Below are 19,665 nucleotides of genomic sequence, written 5' to 3' on the forward strand. Positions count from 1 at the left end.
GCACTTTTCAAACATTAACAATTCTCGATCCCGATTCCCATGCCCCCGACCACCCCCACTTTGAGTCATCTGGATGAAGCCGGCCAGGTCCGCATGGTCGACGTCATCGCCAAGACGGACACCGAGCGCGTAGCGATTGCCACCGCCAGCGTCCGCATGAATGCCGTGGCCTATGGGCTGTTGACGCAGCCGGGCCAAGGCAAGGGCGAAGTGCTCAACACCGCGCGCGTGGCCGCCGTGCTGGCTGCCAAGCGCTGCGCCGAGCTGATCCCGCTGTGCCACAGCCTGCCGCTGGCGTTCGTCGGCGTGGACTTTTCTTTGGACGACGCCGCGCATCGCATCGACATCCTGGCCACGTGCCGCACCAGCTACAAGACGGGCGTGGAAATGGAAGCCATGATGGCGTGCAGCGTGGCCGCGCTGACCATCTACGACATGTGCAAAGCGGCCGACAAGGGCATCGTGGTTGAACAAGTTCGCCTTAAGTACAAGGCGGGAGGAAAAAGCGGTGAATGGCGCAACGATTAATCTCCTGTACTTCGCCCGCGTGGCGGAGCTGGTCGGCAAGCGCACGGAAAGCTGGCCGCTCGATGGCGACTCCACGGGCGCGCAACTGCTGTCCGCGCTGGGCGCGCGTTATCCCCAGCTGGAACCTGCCAGCCGTTTGAAGCTGGCCATCAACCAGACCCATTCCAAACCGACGGCCGCGATTCGCCCGGGCGATGAGGTCGCCGTGTTCGAACCCGTCACCGGAGGTTGAACGCCATGATCAGCGTCCAGGAAGCCGATTTCGACGGCGCCGCGCTGACGGCCGCGCTGCGTGACAGCGCCGGCCCCGGCGTGGGCGGCATCGTCACCTTCGTGGGCTATGTGCGCGACTACGCGCCCGATGCGCCCACCGACACGCTCTTTCTTGAACACTACCCCGGCATGTGCGAGCGCGAGCTCGAAGCCATTGCCGCCACCGCCCGCGAACGCTGGAAGCTGGCCGGCACCGTGATCGTGCACCGGGTGGGCGCGTTGCACCGCAATGCCCAGATTGTGTTCGTGGCGGCCGCCAGCGCTCATCGCGGCGACGCCTTTCGCGGCTGCGAATACATCATCGACGCGCTGAAGACGCGCGCCCCCTTCTGGAAGCGCGAGACGCTTGCGGGCGGCAGCAGCTTCTGGGTCGAACAACGCCAATCCGACCAGGACCGCACGGACTCCTGGGATGAAGACACCGCCCCCTCGAAGGAACGCCCATGAGCGAAGCCCTCCCCGTCTCTCTGGCCTGCGCCGTCCTGACCGTCAGCGATACCCGCAGCGCGGGTGACGACACGTCCGGCAACCTGCTGGCCCATAACCTGGCGCATGCGGGCCACCAGTGTGTGCGCCGCGATATCGTGCGCGACGACATCTACCAGATCCGCCGCGTCATCAGCGACTGGATCGCCGACCCCGACGTGCAGATCATCCTGACGACAGGCGGCACGGGCTTTTCGCATCGCGACCATACGCCGGCGGCCATCCTGCCGCTCCTGGACCGCGAGATTCCTGGCTTTGGTGAACTGTTCCGCCAGATTTCCTACACCGAGATCGGCAGCTCCACCATCCAGTCGCGCGCGTTTGCCGGGTCGGCCAACCAGACGCTGATTTTCTGCCTGCCCGGATCGAACAATGCCTGCGAAACCGCCTGGGCGCAGATCCTGCGCGAGCAGTTCGACAGCAGCCACCGCCCGTGCAACTTCGCCTCGCACTTCAAGCCCACTGAAGAAGACCACTGACCCATGCTGGATTTTGATCAAGCCCAGACCCTGCTGGCCAATGCCGCAGGGCCGCTGCAACGCCGCGACGACATCCCCCTGAACGACGCCGCGGGCCGCGTGCTGGCGACCGACCTGGAAGCCACCGTGGACATCCCGCCGGCCGACAACAGCGCCATGGACGGCTATGCGCTGCGCGTGGCCGATTGGCAAGCCGGGGCCCGCCTGCCCATCCAGCAACGCTGCTATGCCGGCGACGTGCCCGAACCGCTCAAGCCCGGCCACGCCATCCGCCTGTTCACGGGCAGCCTGATTCCCGATGGCGCCGACACCGTCGTCATGCAGGAAGACACAGTCGAAGCCGACAACCAGGTCGAGATCACACGCCAGCCCGCGCCGAACCAGCACATTCGCCGCCGTGGCGAAGACACGATGACCGGCGCGCCCTTGCTGGCCGCAGGCACGCTGCTGCAAGCGGCGCACGTGGCGCTGCTGGCGTCGCAAGGGCTGGCCAGCGTGCCGGTGGTGGGCCAGTTGCGCGTTGGCATCCTGACCACCGGCGATGAGCTCGTGCCGCCCGGCACGCCGCGCGCGCCGGAACAGATCTACAACTCCAACGGCCCGATGCTCGCCGCGCTGGTGCGCGGCCTGGGCGCCCTGCCCGTGCACGTCTTGCATGCGCGCGATACGGAAGCCGATCTGCTTGCTGCCTTCAAGACCTTGCTGGCCGATTGCGATCTGGTGCTGAGCGTGGGCGGCGTGTCCGTCGGCGAGCGCGACCTGGTCAAGCCGGCGCTGGCCACGTTGGGCGGTGAACTGTCGCTGTGGAAGGTGCGCATGAAGCCCGGCAAACCGGTCGCGCTGGCAAAGATTGGCGGCACGCCCGTCGTCAGCCTGCCCGGCAATCCGGTGTCGGCCTATGCCGTGTTTGCGATGCTGGTGTCGCCGCTGGTGCGCCGCATGCAGGGCCGCGAAACCATCTTCCCGCCTGTCAGCCTGCTGCCTTTGCGCACCGAGCGTCCGCGTCAGGATGGCCGCGAAGAATTCCTGCGCGTCCAGTGCCGCACGGCCGAGAATGGCGGCAGTGAATTGGTGCCTTACGGCCACCAGGGGTCAGGCGTGATCAGCTCAATGCCGTGGGCGACAGGGCTTGCGCGCTTGCCGGCCGATGTACTGGTCAACGATCAGGATCGTGTGCCGTACTACGACTTGCGCCACTGGCTGGCGTAGCGGCGGTAGCGTGACGGCTGGCGTATTGCGCCGCCGCAGCCAATTCCTCCGCCGTGTTGACGTTCATGAAGGCGTCGGGCGTGTCGTCAAAACGCGCTTCGACGCCGCCCATGCGGGCTTGCCACAAGCCCACCTTGCGGTCGCCCGCCCGCAGATATTCAAGCAAGGCCGGCAGCAGCGTCGTGCGTAAGGCCATGCAGGCCGAATGATGCTGGCCGCCGGCCACGGCGTGCGCCAGCGGTGCATCGGCCGATGCCGCCGCAGCGATCAGCCGCGCCGCCAGATCATCAGGTAGAAAGGGCGTATCGCACGGCGTCACCACCAGCCAATCATCGTGTTCAGCGGCGGCCGCAGTCAGCCCTGCCGCGATACCCACCAACGGGCCTTGAAACGCGCCCAGCTCGGGCTCCCCGTCGGCCACCACCTGGCCGTATTGCGCATAGCGGTCCAGATGCCGGTTGGCGCTGATGATCACGCGCCCCACCTGTGGCGCCAGGCGGCGCGCCACATGCGCCACCATCGGCTCGCCGTTCAACTCGACCAGCCCCTTGTCCTGATGCTGCATCCGAGACCCCTGCCCGCCCGCCAGGATCAGGCCGGCGATGCGCGTGTGCGGCGTTGCGGGGTCAGCCACCGATGTAGCTCATTTCAACTTTGCGGCCGGGGTCGGGCGTGGGGTCGGCCATGTTGCGGCCGCGCAGTTCTGAATAATGGTCATTGCGCCCCGACCAGATGCCCGCCAGGATGGCCGCCAATTCGGCGTCGCTTGCGCCATCGCGCAAGGGTGCGCGCAAGTCGTAGCCTTCGTGCGCGAACAGGCACAGGAAGAGCTTGCCTTCCGGCGACAGGCGCGCGCGCGTACAGCCGCCGCAAAACGCATGTGTGACGCTGGAGATGACGCCGATTTCGCCGCCGCCATCCACATAGCGCCAGCGTTCGGCGACGCGGCCCATCTCGGTGGTTTGCACGGGTTCCAGCGCATGAACGGCGCCGATGCGGTCCAGCACTTCCTGGCTGGGCACCACTTCGGCCAGGTTCCAGCCGTTGGTGTTGCCCACGTCCATGTATTCGATGAAGCGCAGGATGTGGCCGCTGTGACGGAAGCGTTCGGCCATCGGCAGGATTTGCGCGTCGTTCAACCCGCGCCGCACCACCATGTTGACCTTCACAGGCGCCAGCCCGGCTTCGGCAGCGGCATCGATGCCGCGCAGCACGTCATCGGGCGTGAAGCCGCTGTCGCTCATGTCCTGGAACATGGCGGCGTCCAGCGCGTCCAGGCTGACGGTGACCCGCGTGAGGCCGGCCGCTTTCAGCGCCGCGGCCTTGCGCGCCAGCACGCTGCCGTTGGTCGTCAGCGTCAAGTCCAGAGGATTGCCTTCCAGCGTGCGCAAGCTGGCCAGTTGGCCCACCAGGTTTTCGATGTGTTTGCGCAGCAAGGGCTCGCCGCCAGTCAGGCGGATTTTTTCCACACCCAGCTGCGTGAAGATACCGGCCAGGCGGCTGATCTCTTCAAACGACAGCAGGTCGGCATGCGGCATGAAGGTGTAGCTGCTGTCGAACACTTCGCGCGGCATGCAGTACGTGCAGCGGAAGTTGCAGCGGTCCGTGACCGAAATTCGCAAGTCGCGCAAGGGACGCACGCGCGCATCCCGCGCGGGCTGGCCAGCCGGCGGCAGTTCGCCGGGCGCGGGCCAGGCCGAGCGGTCAGACCGGCGGTCGGCAAGGAAAATCACTTTGCTCATGGGGTGATCATATCTCGGCGTCGCGTTGCACTGGCGCAAGGTCATCCTGAAGGCAGGGGCATCGCCCTTCAGGCAAAGGCCTCTTCCAGCGTTTGTAAGCGCCCGGTGTCCCGGGCGTCGTAGCCAACCAGTTGCCCCACGTACCCCACGTAATCGGCGCTACGCATGATGCTCAGCAAATCCTGCATGGCCGGGGTTTCCAGCGACGATTTGCGGATGGCGAAAAAGTAGCGCTCGCGCACCAGCGGGATGAAGTCCAGCCCGAAACGGCAGGCGGCGGTTTCAACGCCCACGCCCGTGTCCGCCATGCCGCTGGCAATGTGCGCGGCAATCGCCATATGGGTGAATTCGTTGGTTTCGTAGCCCTGGACCTCGCCGATGGAGACGCCCGCGCGTTGCAGCATCAGCCCCACCAGGTAACGCGTGCTGGACCCGATCTGGCGGTTCACGAAGCGCACATCGGGGCGCGCCAGGTCGGCCATGCCGCGAATCTGCTTGGGGTTGCCCGCCGTCACGAACAGACCCGTGTTGCGCACAGCCAGGTGGATCAGCAGGTATTCATCTGCGTGCAGCCACTGCGCGTAGCGTTCCATGATGGGCGATTCGAAATCGCCCTGCGGCACCTGAAACCCCGCCAGATCGCATTCATGGCGCTCAAGCGAGGCCAGCGCCTCGATCGCCGTGCGGTAGCGCAGTTCCAGCCCGGGCTTTCTGCCGCCCATGTGCTGCATCAGCGATTCCACCGCAAAACCGTGGCTGGCGTGCAGCCGCAAGTGCGGGCCGCTTTCGGGCAGCAGCCGTTCCAGCTCTTCCTGCAATTCGGACGCCATGCTGTCCAGCGTGGGCATCAGCCGCGCTTCGATGCGGCGGTTGGCCCATAGCAGACGCTGCGCAAACGGCGCCAGCTGCGTGCCTTGGCGGCGATTGGTGATGAGCAATTGCGTGCCGAAGATGGTCTCGAAGCGGCGCAATACGCCCCATGCGTGCCGATAAGACAACCCGCAGGCGCGGCACGCGCCCGTGATGTTGCCGGTGGCGTCGATGGCGGCCAGCAAGGCCAGCATGTCCTGCAATGGCACGGGCGCCGAATCGTCGTCTGTCCCCAATGTCCATTGCGGCCGCAGGCCGATTCGGAACTTATATGTCATTTATTTCTTATTGAAGGCGTTCAAGTACGTGGTTAGAGTACACAAATAACGCGGCGGACGGGCATTTATTATGTTTTTAAAAACATATTAAACGCCACGTATTCCGGCCCACAACAACACCCAGTTCACCTGGAGGAGACCACCGTGCATCAGCGCGAGGCAAAATCCGATCTGGCGTCCAGCGGGGGCGCCCGGGGCGGCCCCCTGGCCCTGGACGCCGCTCAGCATTCCGCCACCCCCGCCATTGCGGCCACCGCCCGCATCGTGGCCAGCCTGAAAGACCTGCCCGGCCCCTTGCTGCCGGTGCTGCACCAGGTGCAACACGAATTGGGCTGTATTCCGGCCGAGGCGGTGCAAACCATCGCCGAGGCCCTGAACCTGTCCCGCGCCGAAGTCCACGGCGTCATCACCTTCTACCCCCATTTCCGCAGCCAGCCGGCCGCGCGCCATACGCTGGAAGTGTGCCGCGCGGAATCCTGCCAGGCCATGGGCGGCGACGATTTGGCCGCCCATGCGCAGGCCAAACTGGGTTGCGGTTTCCACGCCAGCACGTCTGACGGCAATTTCACGCTGGAGCCCGTGTACTGCCTGGGGCTGTGCGCGCAGTCGCCCGCCGTGATGATCGATGGCCAGCCGCATGCCCGCGTCACCCCCGACAAGCTCGACCGCTTGCTGACCCGCACGCTGGAGACCACGTCATGAGCGCCCCCATCGTCATCTACGTGCCGCGCGACGCCGCGGCGCTGGCCATGGACGCCGACGCCGTGGCGCACGCCATTGAACGCATTGCCGACGAGCGCGGGCTGTCCGTGCAGGTGGTGCGCAACGGCTCGCGCGGGCTGCTGTGGCTGGAACCGCTGGTTGAAATCGCCACGCCTGAAGGCCGCATCGCCTACGGGCCGGTAGCGCCCGAAGACGTGGCCGGCTTGTTCGATGCGGGCTGGCTTACCGGTGACGCGCACGCGCTGCGGCTGGGGCTGACCGAAGACATCCCCTACCTGAAACAGCAGGAACGCCTGACCTTCGCCCGCGTGGGCGTGATCGACCCGCTATCCATCCAGGACTACGCCGCGCATGGCGGCCTGGCCGGGCTGAAGCGGGCGCTGGCGATGCAGCCGGCCGAGATCATCGACGAAATGGTCACCTCGGGCTTGCGCGGCCGCGGCGGCGCAGCGTTTCCGACAGGCATCAAATGGAAGACGGTGGCGGGTTCGCCCAGCGATCAGAAATACATCGTCTGCAACGCCGACGAAGGCGATTCCGGCACCTTCGCCGACCGCCTGCTGATGGAAGGCGACCCCTATGTGCTGATCGAAGGCATGACGATTGCCGGGCTGGCCGTGGGCGCCACCTATGGCTACATCTATGTGCGCTCCGAATACCCGCACGCCATCGAGACGCTGGAAGCCGCCATCGCGCGCGCCCGCAGCGTGGGCTGGCTGGGCCGCGACGTGCACGGCAGCGGCCGCCAGTTCGACCTGGAAGTGCGCAAGGGCGCGGGCGCCTACATCTGCGGCGAAGAAACATCCCTGCTGGAAAGCCTGGAAGGCAAGCGCGGCGTGGTGCGCGCCAAGCCGCCGCTGCCCGCGATATCGGGCCTGTTCGGCAAGCCCACCGTGATCAACAACGTGATCTCGCTGGCGACGGTGCCCATCATCCTGGCCAAGGGCGCGGCGTACTACCGCGACTACGGCGTGGGCCGCTCGCACGGCACGCTGCCGTTTCAGCTGGCGGGCAACCTGAAGCAAGGCGGCCTGGTGGAAAAGGCCTTCGGCCTGAGCCTGCGCGATCTGCTCTACACGTTTGGCGGCGGCAGCGCATCGGGGCGGCCCCTGCGCGCCGTGCAGGTAGGCGGCCCCTTGGGCGCGTATCTGCCCGAATCGCAATGGGACGTGCCGCTGGACTACGAGGCCTACATCCAGATCTCGGCCATGATCGGCCACGGCGGGCTGGTGGCGTTTGATGACACCGTCGACATGGCGCGCATGGCGCGATACGCGATGGAGTTCTGCGCCATCGAATCCTGTGGCAAATGCACGCCGTGCCGCATCGGCTCCACGCGCGGCGTCGAAACCATCGACAAGATCGCCGCAGGCGGGGCCGACACCAAACAACGTGAACAGCAGGTGCATCTGCTGCGCGACTTGTGCGACACGATGATGGGCGGTTCGCTCTGCGCATTGGGGGGCATGGCGCCCTACCCCGTGCTGTCGGCGCTGAACCATTTTCCGCAGGACTTCGGCATCGAGTCCCCGCAGTCTGCCGCGCACGCGGCCTGAACCCGAGAGACCACCATGCTAGAAACCGTCATCAAGCGCGACCGCGACATGGGCACGCCGGCGCGCGTCTCTGAAAAAACCATCACCCTGACCATCGACGGCCAGGAAATCCAGGTGGCCGAAGGCACCTCGCTGATGCGCGCCGCCGCCGAAGCGGGCATCAACATCCCGAAGCTGTGCGCAACAGACAGCCTGGAACCCTTTGGCTCGTGCCGGCTGTGCCTGGTGCAGATCGAAGGCCGGCGCGGTTATCCGGCGTCATGCACCACGCCCGCTGAAAACGGCATGGTGGTCTTTACCGAGACGCCCAAGCTGCACGAACTGCGCCGCGGCGTGATGGAGCTGTACATCTCGGACCACCCGCTGGACTGCCTGACCTGCCCCGCCAACGGCGATTGCGAATTGCAGGACATGGCGGGCGTGGTGGGCCTGCGCAACGTGCGCTACGGCTACGATGGCGCCAACCACCTAGACGCCAAGACCGACGARTCCAACCCSTACTTCASCTACGACSCSTCCAAGTGCATCGTGTGCAACCGCTGYGTGCGCGCCTGCGAAGAAACSCAAGGCACSTTCGCGCTGACGATCTCGGGCAAAGGCTTCGAATCGCGCGTATCGCCGGGGCAGGACCAGCCTTTCCTGGACAGCGAATGCGTGTCCTGTGGCGCCTGCGTGCAAGCCTGTCCGACCTCTACGCTGCAAGAAAAGACCGTCATCATGATGGGTCAGGCCGAACACTCGGTCGTGACCACCTGCGCGTATTGCGGCGTGGGCTGCGGCTTCAAGGCCGAGATGAAGGGCCAGGAAGTCGTGCGCATGGTGCCGTGGAAAGACGGCCAGGCCAACCGCGGGCATTCCTGTGTGAAGGGCCGCTTTGCCTGGGGCTACACCACGCATAAAGAGCGCGTGTTGAAGCCCATGATCCGCAAGCACATCACCGATTCCTGGAAGGAAGTGTCCTGGGACGAAGCCATCAACTATGCGGCGTCCGAGTTCCGCCGCATCCAAAGCCAGTACGGCCGCGACGCCGTGGGCGGCATCACGTCGTCACGCTGCACCAACGAAGAAACGTGGCTGGTGCAAAAGCTGGTGCGTGCGGCATTCGGCACCAATAACGTCGACACCTGCGCCCGCGTGTGCCATTCGCCCACAGGGTACGGACTGAAGCAGACGCTGGGCGAATCCGCCGGCACGCAGACGTTCGATTCCGTCATGCACACGGACGTGGTCATTGTGATGGGCGCCAACCCCAGCAGCGGCCACCCCGTGTTCGCATCGCGGCTGAAGCGGCGGCTGCGGCAAGGCGCGCGTCTGATCGTGATTGACCCGCGCCGCATCGAACTGGTGAGTTCGCCGCACATCAAGGCTGACTTCCACTTGCAGGTGCGGCCCGGCACCAACACGGCGCTGCTGTCGTCGCTGGCGCATGTGATCGCCACCGAAGGCCTGATCGCCGAAGACTACGTGGCCGAACGCTGCGACACCAAGGCCTTCAACGAATGGCGCGACTTCGTCTCGCTGCCGGAAAATTCACCGGAAGCGATGGAGGAAATCACCGGCGTGCCGGCGCAAGCCGTGCGCGGCGCGGCGCGCTTGTTCGCCACCGGCGGCAATGGCTCCATCTATTACGGCCTGGGTGTCACCGAACACAGCCAGGGCTCCACCACCGTCATGGCGATTGCCAACCTGGCCATGGCCACCGGCAACGTCGGCCGCGAAGGCGTGGGCGTGAACCCGCTGCGTGGCCAGAACAACGTGCAAGGCTCGTGCGACATGGGTTCGTTCCCGCACGAACTGCCCGGCTACCGCCACATTTCCGACAACGTCGTGCGCGCGCAATTCGAACAGGATTGGGGCGTGACTTTGCAGCCCGAACCCGGCCTGCGCATTCCCAATATGTTCGAAGCGGCGTTGGGCGGCACGTTCAAGGGCCTGTACTGCCAGGGCGAAGACATCGTGCAGTCCGACCCCAACACGCAGCACGTGGCGGCGTCCCTTGCCGCAATGGAATGCATCGTGGTGCAGGACTTGTTCCTGAACGAGACCGCCAAGTACGCCCATGTGTTCCTGCCGGGCTCGTCGTTCCTGGAAAAAGACGGCACGTTTACCAATGCCGAACGCCGCATCTCGCGCGTGCGCAAGGTGATGGAACCCAAGAACGGCAAGGCGGACTGGGAAGTGACCGTCGCGCTGTCCAACGCGCTGGGCTATCCCATGCCCTACACGCACCCGCGCGAAATCATGGAAGAGATCGCGCGGCTGACGCCCACGTTCGCGGGGGTCAGCTACGAGAAGCTGGACAAGCTGGGCAGCCTGCAATGGCCGTGCAATGACGACGCGCCGGAAGGCACGCCCATCATGCACATCGACGCCTTCGTGCGCGGCAAGGGCAAGTTCATGATCACCAAGTACGTGCCGACCGACGAACGCAGCACGCGGCGCTTCCCGCTGCTGCTGACCACCGGCCGCATCCTGTCGCAATACAACGTGGGCGCGCAGACCCGGCGCACGCCCAACGTGATGTGGCATGGCGAAGACGTGCTGGAACTGCATCCGCAAGACGCCGAAGATCGGGGTGTGGCCGAAGGCGATTGGGTGGGCATCCAGAGCCGCGCAGGCGAGACCGTGTTGCGCGCCACGCTGACCGACCGGGTGCAGCCGGGCGTGGTATACACCACGTTCCACTTTCCCGAGTCCGGCGCCAACGTCGTTACGACGGACAGCTCCGACTGGGCGACCAACTGCCCCGAATACAAGGTCACCGCCGTGCAGGTCACGCGCGTGTCCCAGCCTTCGGAATGGCAGCGCCAATGGTCGCGCTTTGAAGACATCCAGCACAAGCTGCTGCGCGAGCGATCGCGCGAAAACGAAGCGACGCTGACCGGGAAATAACCCCTGCCGGCCTCGACCGCCCTGGATGCCATGACTATGCCGCCGTCTACGCCCCCGTCCTCGCCCACTCGCCCCGACTGCACGCAGACCCCGGTCACCCGCGTGCGGGACGGGGCCATCGCCCCCGCCCCCGAGCTCGACTTCGTGGCCGAGGAAACGCCGGTGGCGCTGGAGTTCAACGGCATCAGCCACGCCACCATGCTGGCCACGCCCGCCGACCTGGAAGACTTTGCGGTGGGCTTTTCGCTGTCGGAAGGCATCATCGACAGCGTCAGCGACGTGCGCGGCATTGACGTGCTGCCGCAATGCGACGGCATCGTCGTGCAGCTGGAGATCTCCACCGCTTGCGAAGTGCGGTTAAAGACCCGCCGCCGCGCCATGGCCGGCCGCACGGGCTGCGGGCTGTGCGGCGTGGAAACGCTGCCCGAAGTGCTGCGCCCCGTCGCGCCCGTGACCAACGGGTCGACATTGCGTATCCAGGCCGTTTTGGCGGCCATGCGCGACATGCGCGCACGTCAGGCGCTGCACGACATCACGGGCGCGACGCACGCGGCGGGCTGGGCGGGCGCCGACGGCGCCATCGCCCTGGTGCGCGAAGACGTGGGCCGGCACAACGCGCTGGACAAACTCATCGGTGCGCTGGCGCGCCAGGCCATGCATGCCGGCGGCGGCATCGTGCTGGTGTCCAGCCGCGCCAGTTTCGAAATGGTGCAAAAAACGGCGGCGGCCGGCGTGGCGGTCTTGGCGGCGGTGTCCGCCCCCACGGCGCTGGCCATCCGCCTGGCAGAAGACGCCAACGTCAGCCTGGTGGGCTTTCTGCGCGGCGGCGACGCCACGCTGTACGCCCATCCCGAACGCTTCACCCCCTGAACGGAACCCTGACACGCAATGGAAATCGGCAATCTGATCCGCATGGCCAACCGCATCGGCCAATTCTTTGACGCCATGCCGGACCGCCACGAAGCCCTGGAAGGCGTGGCCAACCATATCCACAAATTCTGGGAACCCCGCATGCGCAACGAGCTGCTGGGTTTTCTGGCGGCCAGCCCCAATGGCGACGCTGGCGATGAACAGTTGCACCCGCTGGTGCTGGACGCGGTCACGCAGAACCGCCAGCGCCTGACCCCGGCGCCCCGAGTGGGGTAGCCAGGCGGCACCGCTTTACCGCAGTCAGTTCGCAGCACGCAGTGACGGATTCAATAAAAGAGGCCGCGCCCCCGTTCTATTTCCGGTCGGCGCGAGCGATAAAGCCGCACCCCACGAGGAGACCCCATGGAAAGTACCGCCACCTTGGACCTGCCCGGCTCAAAGCCGGGTTTTTTTGACAAAGAACGCACGATCGCCGGGCCTGGATTCTCACGCTGGCTGGTGCCTCCTGCCGCGTTGGCCATCCATCTTTGCATCGGCATGGCCTACGGTTTCTCGGTGTTCTGGCTGCCCCTGTCCAAGGTGGTGGGCGGCGCCAAGCCGCTCTCCTGCCCGGCCGACATGAGCCTGGCCGCCGAACTCTTCACGACCAGCTGCGACTGGAAGATTTCCACCATGGGGTGGATGTACACGCTGTTCTTTGTGCTGCTGGGGTGTTCCGCCGCGCTCTGGGGCGGCTGGCTGGAACGCGCCGGTCCGCGCAAGGCGGGCGTGGTGTCAGCGCTGTGCTGGTGCGGCGGCCTAGTCATTTCGGCCATCGGCGTGTACCTGCATCAGATGTGGATGCTGTGGCTGGGGTCGGGCGTCATCGGCGGCATTGGGCTGGGGCTGGGGTATATCTCGCCCGTCAGCACGCTGATCAAATGGTTTCCCGACCGCCGCGGCATGGCGACCGGCATGGCCATCATGGGCTTTGGCGGCGGCGCAATGATAGGCGCGCCCCTGGCCGACCTGCTGATGCGCCACTTCGCCACCCCCACGTCGCCCGGCGTCTGGCAGACCTTCCTGACGATGGCCGTCGTGTACTTCATCTTCATGATGTCGGGCGCGCTGGGTTACCGCGTGCCCCCCACGGGCTGGAAGCCGGAAGGCTGGACGGCGCCTGCCAAGCATGCCAACAACGCGATGATCACCAAGGGTCACGTGCACGTGAAGCGCGTCTGGGGCGTGCCGCAATTCTGGCTCGTCTGGCTGGTGCTGTGCCTGAACGTGACGGCCGGCATCGGCATTCTGGGCATGGCGTCCCCGCTTTTGCAGGAAGTGTTTGGCGGCGGCCTGATCAACAAGCCGGAACTGGGCTACGCCCAATTGGACAAGGATCAGCTGGCCGCCATTGCCGCCATTGCCGCGGGCTTTACCGGCCTGCTCAGCCTGTTCAACATTGGCGGGCGGTTCTTCTGGGCCAGCCTGTCTGACAAGCTGGGCCGCAAGCTGACCTATCTGATTTTCTTCGTGCTGGGCTTCGTGCTGTACGCCGCCATTCCGTGGACGGCGCACATGGGCGCGCTGGCCCTGTTCGTGGCCGCGTTCTGCGTGATCCTGTCGATGTACGGCGGCGGCTTCGCGACCGTACCGGCGTACCTGGCTGACCTGTTCGGCACGCAGATGGTGGGCGCCATCCACGGCCGGCTGCTCACGGCGTGGTCGGCGGCCGGCATCTTTGGCCCGGTGCTGGTGAACTACATCCGCGAATACCAGTTGTCGATTGGCGTGCCGCGCGCGCAGGTGTACGACATCACCATGTACATCCTGGCCGGCATGCTGGTGCTGGGCTTTCTGTGCAATCTGGCAATTCGCCCGGTCAACCCCAAATACTTCATGACGGACGCCGAACTGGCGCAGGAAAAAGCCCTGGCGCACGAACGCGCAGCCGCCGCTGAAACGCACGGCGTGGGGCGCTCGACCTTCCGCACGCCCGCCGCCCTGGTGCTGTTCGCCTGGGCCTGCGTGGGGATTCCGCTAGCCTGGGGCATCTGGATCACGCTGCAAAAGGCGGTTGTCCTGTTCCACTGAAAGCGGCACATCCGCGCGGCGCCCGGCGCGCCGCGCACCGCCCCGGGGCGCGAAACTGCTACATTGGCAGCCCGCGCCCTTTCTTTTTATCTCCCCTACATGATCCTGCCCCGTCCCCCCGTCCTTGCTGGAGCGACACATTGACCGCCCCTGAACTGCACTGGGTAGAACAAGACGCCCCCCGCTCCGCCCGCTGGCTCTCTGAAACCGGCGCCACGCCGCCCAAGCGCGTGGTCGTGGTGGACGACACCCTGACCGCGGACATGGCCTACCGCCAGGCCTGCGAAGGCGTCGGCCTGCTGTGGCGCGGCGACTTCCAGAACGCGCGTCTGCTGCTGCAAGCCATGACCCGCCGCGTGGACAAGCGCCCGCGCAAGCCGGTCGACACGCTGCTGGAAGCCTTCAACCAGCACCGCCAGATTCAATCCCAGCGCGCCCGCATCCTGGGCATGCTGCTGATTCCGTTTGACGCCGGCCACGGCATTTCGCTGCGCCGCGCGCCCGACGCGCGCCAAGCCTGCGAAGAAGTCCACGGCCCCGCCGACGAGCCCTACGTGGCATCGCTGCGCGAACTGCTGGGCATGATCGGCGCCTTCGAATGGCGCAAGAAGGGCGTGGAAATTCCCGTCCTGAACAACCGCATCCACCCGCACTACGGCGTGTTCTCGCCCCTGCGCGGCGAATACGTCGAACTCGTGGCCAACACCCCGATGCCGCGTGGCAGCGTGGCCTTTGATATCGGCACCGGCACCGGCGTTCTGGCCGCCGTGATTGCGCGCCGTGGCGGCAAGCGCGTCATCGGCACCGACCAGGACCCGCGCGCGCTTGCTTGCGCCCGCGAAAACCTGGAACGGCTGGGCCTGTCCAAGCAGGTCGACATCGTGGAAGCCGACCTCTTCCCCGAAGGCCGCGTGTCGTTGATCGTCTGCAACCCGCCGTGGCTGCCCGCCCGTCCGAGTTCCCCGGTTGAACACGCCGTGTATGACCCCGACAGCCGCATGCTGCGCGGCTTTCTGAATGGGCTGACCGAGCACCTGACGCCCAACGGCGAAGGCTGGCTGATTCTGTCGGACCTGGCCGAACACCTGGGCCTGCGCACGCGCGAACAGTTGATGGAAATGATTGATGCGGCCGGGCTGCGCGTCATCGAACGCATCGACACGCGCCCCACGCACGCACGCGCCAAAGACCCGAGCGACCCGCTGTATGCGGCGCGTTCGAAGGAAGTGACGTCGTTGTGGAGATTGGGCGCGGCGGCTGCACCGGCTGCTTGATTGACTGCCTGATAAGTCGCCTGATTGGTAGCCTGACCCGCACGCATGCGCGCATGAACGCATGAACGCATGAATGCATGAATGCATGAACCATAACGCGGCCCGAAGACTGTTCTTCGGGCCGCGTTTTTTTCAGGCCTTGCCCGCAGCCACGTTCACGCTGATCGCAATGATGAACACGTTGAAGAAGAACGCGATGACGCTGTGCATCAGCGCCATGCGCCGCACCCGCCGGTTGACGATCTGCACGTCAGACACCTGGAAGGTCATGCCCAGCACCATCGCAAAATAGGCGAAGTCCCAGTAATCCGGTTCCTGCGTGCCGGGGAAATCCAGCCCCTTGTGCGTGCCGCTGCGATGGCCGTAGTAGCCATGCGCGTAGTGCAGCGCAAAGATCATGTTCATGTAGAGCCACGACAACACGATGGTGGCCGCAGCCGCCAGCATGTCGACCACGCCGCCCACGCTGCTTTCGCCGCGCAATTCCACCCACAGCGCCACCAGCACCATGATGGACAGCGCCACGCTGCTCCAGAGCACGCCCATGCGCCCGACGTCCTGCTGCTTGGCGTGCACCCGCATCGAGGCCGAGCTGGCCTGGCCGAACACCCTGGCGGTCAAGACCAGGAAGACCAGCGCCGCGGCGTCAAAACCCAGCAGCAGCGCCAGGCTGGGCGAACGGCCCAGCGCGTAGGCCGCGCCACCCGCCACCACGAACAACAGGCCGCACATCACCAGCCGGCGGTGCGCATGGAAGAACGGCAGCCTGTCGACGGCCGCGGCGGGATTATCGTGGGAGTTGTCGTGCTGCGGCTCGTCCGGGATCGGCTTCGTCATGCGGGCTCCTGCGTGCGGCAAGATCCTTACGCTAACCGATCGCCACCAAACCCACCAGCGCGCCGCCGAACAGCAACCATAGCGGGTGGATGCGCGTGGTGCTGCCCAGCACCGCCACCACGGCGGTGATCGCGCCCAGCAGCCAGGTATGCGCCGACGCCTCGGTGATGAGCGACGCGCTGGCCGCGACCAGCCCGACGGTCATCGGAAAAATACCCGCCTGAATCACGCCGCGCCACGGGCGGTCTTTGAAGCGTTCCCACAAGCCCAGCGCCAGGATGGTGATCAACGACGACGGGCCGAACTTGGCGATGGTCGTGACCAGCATCCCCCACCACCCCGCCACGTGCCAGCCCACCAGCGTCACCACCATCAGGTTGGGGCCGGGCGCGGCCTGGCCCAAGGCGAACAGGGCCGAAAAATCGGCCGCGCTCATCCAGCCGTGCACCTCGACAACCTGGCGCTGCATCTCGGGCAGGATCGTGTTGCCGCCGCCAAACGCCAGCACGGACAGCTGGGAAAAGATCAGGGCCAGCGCAATCAGCGTATGGATCATCGACGTTGCCTCCACACGGCCAGGATGCTCAGCGGCGTCAGCACCGCCATCGTCGGCAGCAAGGGAATGCGCAACACGGCGATGGCCACGAAACAGATCGTGGCCACCACCCCAGCCAGCCAGTCGCGGCGCTTGATCACCGGCACGCCAATCTTGACCGCCATCGAAATCAGCAGCCCCGCCGCCGCCGCCGCCAAGCCCGCGAACAGGTGCTGGATGTGCGGATCGCTCTGAAAGCGGTCATACACCATGCCCAGCAGAATGACGATGGCCGACGGCGCCAGGATCAGCCCCATCAACGCCGAAAAGGCGCCGCGCGGCCCGCGGAATTTCATGCCCAGCGCCACCGACAGGTTGATGATGTTGCCGCCTGGCAGGAACTGGCACAGGCCCAGCAGGTCAGTGAATTCCGGCCCGCTTAACCAGCCGTGTTTTTCAACGACCATGCGGCGCGCCAGCGGCAGCGCGCCGCCGAAGGCCGTCAGGCCAAGCATGAGGAATCCGTAAAACAACTGCCCGCAAGTGGGCGCAGGCCGACACTCGGCCTCTAGGGTGGAGGGTGCTGCATTCATGGTGTAAGGGCCGGTCTTGGGGCCGGTAAGCAGGGGCTGGCGCGTCGCCGCGCTGACAGAGAAATACCGAGTGGGAAGCCTACTCTTCGCTCAAGATAATGTCTAATATATGACCACTTAACCACTCATATCCAACCCATATGGCATCGGTCGACTTGCGCCTGCTGCGTTACTTCCTGGCAGTGGCCGAGGAATCCCATCTGACCAAGGCCGCCGCCCGGCTTGGCATCCGGCAGCCGCCGCTTAGCCAGCAGATTCGCGTGCTGGAACAAGAGCTGGGCGTGACCCTGTTTCACCGCCTGCCGCGCGGCATGGAACTGACTGAAAGCGGGCGCGCGCTGGTGGACGATGCGCGCAATATCCTCGCGCTGGTGGACCAGGCGGTCGATGGCGTGCGCCGCGTGTCCCAAGGCGAAGCCGGCCGGCTGACGGTGGGGTTCACCGGGTCGGCCGCGTTCCATCCCTTTGTGCCCACGGTCATCCGCCGTTTTCGCGAAAGCGCGCCCAATGTGCGGCTGGTGCTGGAAGAAAGCAGCACCGGCGAACTGCGCGAAGCGGTCAGCGAAGGCCGCGTGGACGTCGCTTTCATTCGCGGCGCGCACGGCACGGGTTCGGGCGTGTCCGAAGAAACCGTGTTGGAAGAAACCATGCTGGCGGCTTTTCCCGCCGACCATCCCGCCGTCAAGGGACGCGCGCGCAGCCAGATCGCGCTGTCCGAACTGGCCGAAGAATCCTTGATCCTTTACCGCCGCCATAGCGGCCCCGGTTTGTACGACGCCATCATCACCGCGTGCAGCGCATCGGGTTTCAGCCCGCGCGTAGCGCAAGAAGCGCCGCGCATGTTGTCCACGCTGAGCCTGGTGGCGGCCGGCCTGGGCGTGTCGCTGGTGCCGGCGTCGCTGCGCCGCGTGAACATCGAAGGCGTGGTGTACGTCAATGTCACCGGCCCCGTGGCGCTGCGCGCGCAACTGAACCTGATCTGGCGCGACACGCCGATGTCAGGCGCCACCCGCAAGCTGATCGACGAAGTGCGCCGGCATCGCGCCGAAGACCCCGGCCTGACTCGCGGATAATCCAACACCATGCTTTCCGAATCTCCTATCGGTATCTATGACTCCGGCGTTGGCGGCCTGAGCGTGCTGCGCGCCATTCGCGACGCCCTGCCCCATGAATCGCTGCTGTACGTGGCCGACTCCGCGCACGTGCCTTATGGCGAAAAGACGCAAGAGTTCGTCCTGCAACGCGCCTTTGCGCTGGCGGATTATTTCGTGTCGCGCCAGGCAAAAGCCATGGTCGTCGCGTGCAACACCGCCACCGCCGCCGCCATTGCCCAACTGCGCAAGCGCCACCCCGGCCTGATCATCATCGGCGTCGAACCCGCCATCAAGCCCGCCGCGCATCTGACGCACAGCGGCGTCGTGGGGGTGTTCGCCACCACCGGCACCTTGGCCAGCCCCAAGTTCGCCGCGCTGGTCCAGCGCGAAGCGCCCGAAGTCCGCATCCTGCTGCGGCCTTGCCCGGAATGGGTGCGGCTGGTGGAGCAAGGCGAACTCACCGGCCCCGCCGTCGATGCCGCCGTGCAAGCGCCCGTGGCGGAATTGCGCGCGGCCGGCGCCGACGTGCTGGTGCTGGGCTGCACCCATTTCCCCTTCCTGCGCGACGCCATCCAGGCGGCGGCCGGCCCCAGCGTGCCCTTGCTGGAAACCGGCGCCCCCGTGGCGCGCTGGCTGCGGCATCAGTTGCAGGAAAAGGGCTTGCTGCGCGCAACCGGCGCCGCAGACCTGCATCTGGAAACCACGGGCAGCGTCCCCGCGCTGGCGGCGCTGGCCAGCCGCTTGCTGGGCAAGCCGCATGAGGCGGCGGCCACGCCCGAACGCTGGCGCTGATCGCTTGCCTGCCGCGCGCGCGGGTTGATCCTGCGCAGCGTCCCTTGCGCGAAATCGGCGAATAATTGGAATACAGTGATCGCACAGCCTCTCGCGGCTCGCACATAACAAGGAGACGACCATGAAACGCGTCCTGATTCCCGTCGACGGTTCCAAACCCGCCGTCCACGCCGTCCAAGCCCTGCTGGCGGCCCGCGCCTACGACCCCGTCGAACGCGTGGACCTGCTCAGCGTCCAGATACCTCTGAAGTCCGGCAAGATCGGCCGCGGCCTGTCTCAAGCAGACATTGACGCCTATTACCAGGACGAAGGCCAGGCCGCCTTGCAGGAAGCCAGCCGCCTGCTGTCGCAAGCGGGCGTGCCCTTCGCCGTGCATGTTGAAATCGGTGAAGCGGCTGAAACCATCGTCCGCATCGCCGGCGAATCCGGCGCTGACGAAATCTTCATGGGGTCGCGTGGCCTGGGGTCGGTCTCGTCGCTGTTCATGGGGTCCGTCGCCACGCGCGTCCTGCACCTGACGGAATTGCCCGTCACCCTGGTCAAGTAATGCATCAAGGAGCATCC

21 protein-coding genes are annotated in these 19,665 nt (G+C 65.9%); 15 read left to right on the forward strand and 6 right to left on the reverse strand.

Annotated features, from left to right (window positions below):
• The first annotated feature begins 39 nt into the window (after window positions 1-39).
• The 5 genes from moaC to AC1DSJ_RS24765 are packed head-to-tail and all read left to right on the forward strand — an operon-like array spanning window position 40 to window position 2,975.
• Window positions 40-528: a cyclic pyranopterin monophosphate synthase MoaC gene (moaC, locus tag AC1DSJ_RS24745; RefSeq protein WP_175170036.1), complete on the forward strand. Its 489-nt coding sequence runs from the start codon at window positions 40-42 to the stop codon at window positions 526-528.
• The gene (locus AC1DSJ_RS24750) at window positions 509-760 is read left to right on the forward strand and encodes a MoaD/ThiS family protein (protein WP_054422576.1); all 252 of its coding nucleotides are present in this window, start codon (window positions 509-511) and stop codon (window positions 758-760) included. Before moaC ends, AC1DSJ_RS24750 begins: the two co-directional genes overlap by 20 nt.
• Before the next feature lie 5 nt (window positions 761-765).
• The gene (locus AC1DSJ_RS24755; protein ID WP_054423294.1) at window positions 766-1,248 is read left to right on the forward strand and encodes a molybdenum cofactor biosynthesis protein MoaE; all 483 of its coding nucleotides are present in this window, start codon (window positions 766-768) and stop codon (window positions 1,246-1,248) included.
• Window positions 1,245-1,766, forward strand: a complete 522-nt coding sequence (gene moaB / locus AC1DSJ_RS24760; RefSeq protein WP_441372338.1) for a molybdenum cofactor biosynthesis protein B — start codon at window positions 1,245-1,247, stop codon at window positions 1,764-1,766. The genes AC1DSJ_RS24755 and moaB overlap by 4 nt, the downstream gene beginning before the upstream one ends.
• Before the next feature lie 3 nt (window positions 1,767-1,769).
• The gene (locus AC1DSJ_RS24765) at window positions 1,770-2,975 is read left to right on the forward strand and encodes a molybdopterin molybdotransferase MoeA (RefSeq protein WP_427952088.1); all 1,206 of its coding nucleotides are present in this window, start codon (window positions 1,770-1,772) and stop codon (window positions 2,973-2,975) included.
• Here the strand turns inward: AC1DSJ_RS24765 and mobA are convergent.
• The 3 genes from mobA to AC1DSJ_RS24780 all read right to left on the reverse strand — a co-directional run bounded on the left by mobA (window position 2,923) and on the right by AC1DSJ_RS24780 (window position 5,865).
• Window positions 2,923-3,609, reverse strand: coding sequence for a molybdenum cofactor guanylyltransferase MobA (gene mobA, locus AC1DSJ_RS24770; protein WP_346551063.1), 687 nt, complete (start codon window positions 3,607-3,609; stop codon window positions 2,923-2,925). The two genes, AC1DSJ_RS24765 and mobA, sit on opposite strands and share 53 nt — an antisense overlap.
• Window positions 3,602-4,717, reverse strand: a complete 1,116-nt coding sequence (gene moaA / locus AC1DSJ_RS24775; protein WP_346551065.1) for a GTP 3',8-cyclase MoaA — start codon at window positions 4,715-4,717, stop codon at window positions 3,602-3,604. Before moaA ends, mobA begins: the two co-directional genes overlap by 8 nt.
• 68 nt (window positions 4,718-4,785) lie before the next feature.
• On the reverse strand, window positions 4,786-5,865 hold the full coding sequence (locus tag AC1DSJ_RS24780) for a substrate-binding domain-containing protein (protein ID WP_054422581.1): 1,080 nt from the start codon (window positions 5,863-5,865) through the stop codon (window positions 4,786-4,788).
• Between the two features lie 144 nt (window positions 5,866-6,009).
• On the opposite strand from AC1DSJ_RS24780, the gene AC1DSJ_RS24785 reads away from it, so the two are divergent.
• The 7 genes from AC1DSJ_RS24785 (at window position 6,010) to AC1DSJ_RS24815 (ending at window position 15,250) form a co-directional block, all read left to right on the forward strand.
• Window positions 6,010-6,567: a formate dehydrogenase subunit gamma gene (locus AC1DSJ_RS24785; RefSeq protein WP_175170040.1), complete on the forward strand. Its 558-nt coding sequence runs from the start codon at window positions 6,010-6,012 to the stop codon at window positions 6,565-6,567.
• A complete protein-coding gene (locus AC1DSJ_RS24790; RefSeq protein WP_441372339.1) occupies window positions 6,564-8,144 on the forward strand; it encodes a formate dehydrogenase beta subunit in 1,581 nt (526 codons plus the stop codon). The genes AC1DSJ_RS24785 and AC1DSJ_RS24790 overlap by 4 nt, the downstream gene beginning before the upstream one ends.
• Window positions 8,145-8,159: 15 nt before the next feature.
• A complete protein-coding gene (gene fdhF, locus AC1DSJ_RS24795; RefSeq protein WP_476760406.1) occupies window positions 8,160-11,036 on the forward strand; it encodes a formate dehydrogenase subunit alpha in 2,877 nt (958 codons plus the stop codon).
• 36 nt (window positions 11,037-11,072) lie between these two features.
• Window positions 11,073-11,906, forward strand: coding sequence for a formate dehydrogenase accessory sulfurtransferase FdhD (gene fdhD / locus AC1DSJ_RS24800; protein WP_441372372.1), 834 nt, complete (start codon window positions 11,073-11,075; stop codon window positions 11,904-11,906).
• Window positions 11,907-11,924: 18 nt separating this feature from the next.
• Window positions 11,925-12,182: a formate dehydrogenase subunit delta gene (locus tag AC1DSJ_RS24805; protein ID WP_054422586.1), complete on the forward strand. Its 258-nt coding sequence runs from the start codon at window positions 11,925-11,927 to the stop codon at window positions 12,180-12,182.
• Window positions 12,183-12,308: 126 nt separating this feature from the next.
• Window positions 12,309-13,976: an OFA family MFS transporter gene (locus AC1DSJ_RS24810; protein ID WP_054422587.1), complete on the forward strand. Its 1,668-nt coding sequence runs from the start codon at window positions 12,309-12,311 to the stop codon at window positions 13,974-13,976.
• 140 nt (window positions 13,977-14,116) lie between these two features.
• Window positions 14,117-15,250 carry a methyltransferase gene (locus AC1DSJ_RS24815; RefSeq protein WP_054422588.1) on the forward strand — a complete coding sequence of 378 codons (1,134 nt, stop codon included), beginning with the start codon at window positions 14,117-14,119 and terminating at the stop codon, window positions 15,248-15,250.
• A 132-nt stretch (window positions 15,251-15,382) separates the two neighbouring features.
• Here the strand turns inward: AC1DSJ_RS24815 and AC1DSJ_RS24820 are convergent, their stop codons facing one another.
• From AC1DSJ_RS24820 to AC1DSJ_RS24830, 3 genes are read right to left on the reverse strand one after another with little or no spacing between them, the layout of a single operon-like run.
• Window positions 15,383-16,087 (reverse strand): DUF1345 domain-containing protein, encoded by a 705-nt coding sequence (locus AC1DSJ_RS24820; RefSeq protein WP_441372340.1) that lies wholly within the window; start codon window positions 16,085-16,087, stop codon window positions 15,383-15,385.
• A gap of 31 nt (window positions 16,088-16,118) precedes the next feature.
• The gene (locus tag AC1DSJ_RS24825; RefSeq protein ID WP_054422589.1) at window positions 16,119-16,643 is read right to left on the reverse strand and encodes a chromate transporter; all 525 of its coding nucleotides are present in this window, start codon (window positions 16,641-16,643) and stop codon (window positions 16,119-16,121) included.
• Window positions 16,640-17,215, reverse strand: coding sequence for a chromate transporter (locus tag AC1DSJ_RS24830; protein WP_054422590.1), 576 nt, complete (start codon window positions 17,213-17,215; stop codon window positions 16,640-16,642). The genes AC1DSJ_RS24825 and AC1DSJ_RS24830 overlap by 4 nt, the downstream gene beginning before the upstream one ends.
• Window positions 17,216-17,355: 140 nt before the next feature.
• On the opposite strand from AC1DSJ_RS24830, the gene AC1DSJ_RS24835 reads away from it, so the two are divergent.
• From AC1DSJ_RS24835 to AC1DSJ_RS24845, 3 genes are all read left to right on the forward strand, one after another.
• Window positions 17,356-18,288, forward strand: a complete 933-nt coding sequence (locus AC1DSJ_RS24835; protein WP_054422591.1) for a LysR family transcriptional regulator — start codon at window positions 17,356-17,358, stop codon at window positions 18,286-18,288.
• 9 nt (window positions 18,289-18,297) lie between these two features.
• On the forward strand, window positions 18,298-19,101 hold the full coding sequence (murI, locus tag AC1DSJ_RS24840) for a glutamate racemase (RefSeq protein WP_175170044.1): 804 nt from the start codon (window positions 18,298-18,300) through the stop codon (window positions 19,099-19,101).
• Between the two features lie 121 nt (window positions 19,102-19,222).
• Window positions 19,223-19,648 carry a universal stress protein gene (locus AC1DSJ_RS24845; RefSeq protein WP_054422593.1) on the forward strand — a complete coding sequence of 142 codons (426 nt, stop codon included), beginning with the start codon at window positions 19,223-19,225 and terminating at the stop codon, window positions 19,646-19,648.
• Window positions 19,649-19,665 lie beyond the last annotated feature (17 nt).

This window comes from Achromobacter sp. 01N37, assembly GCF_056399725.1.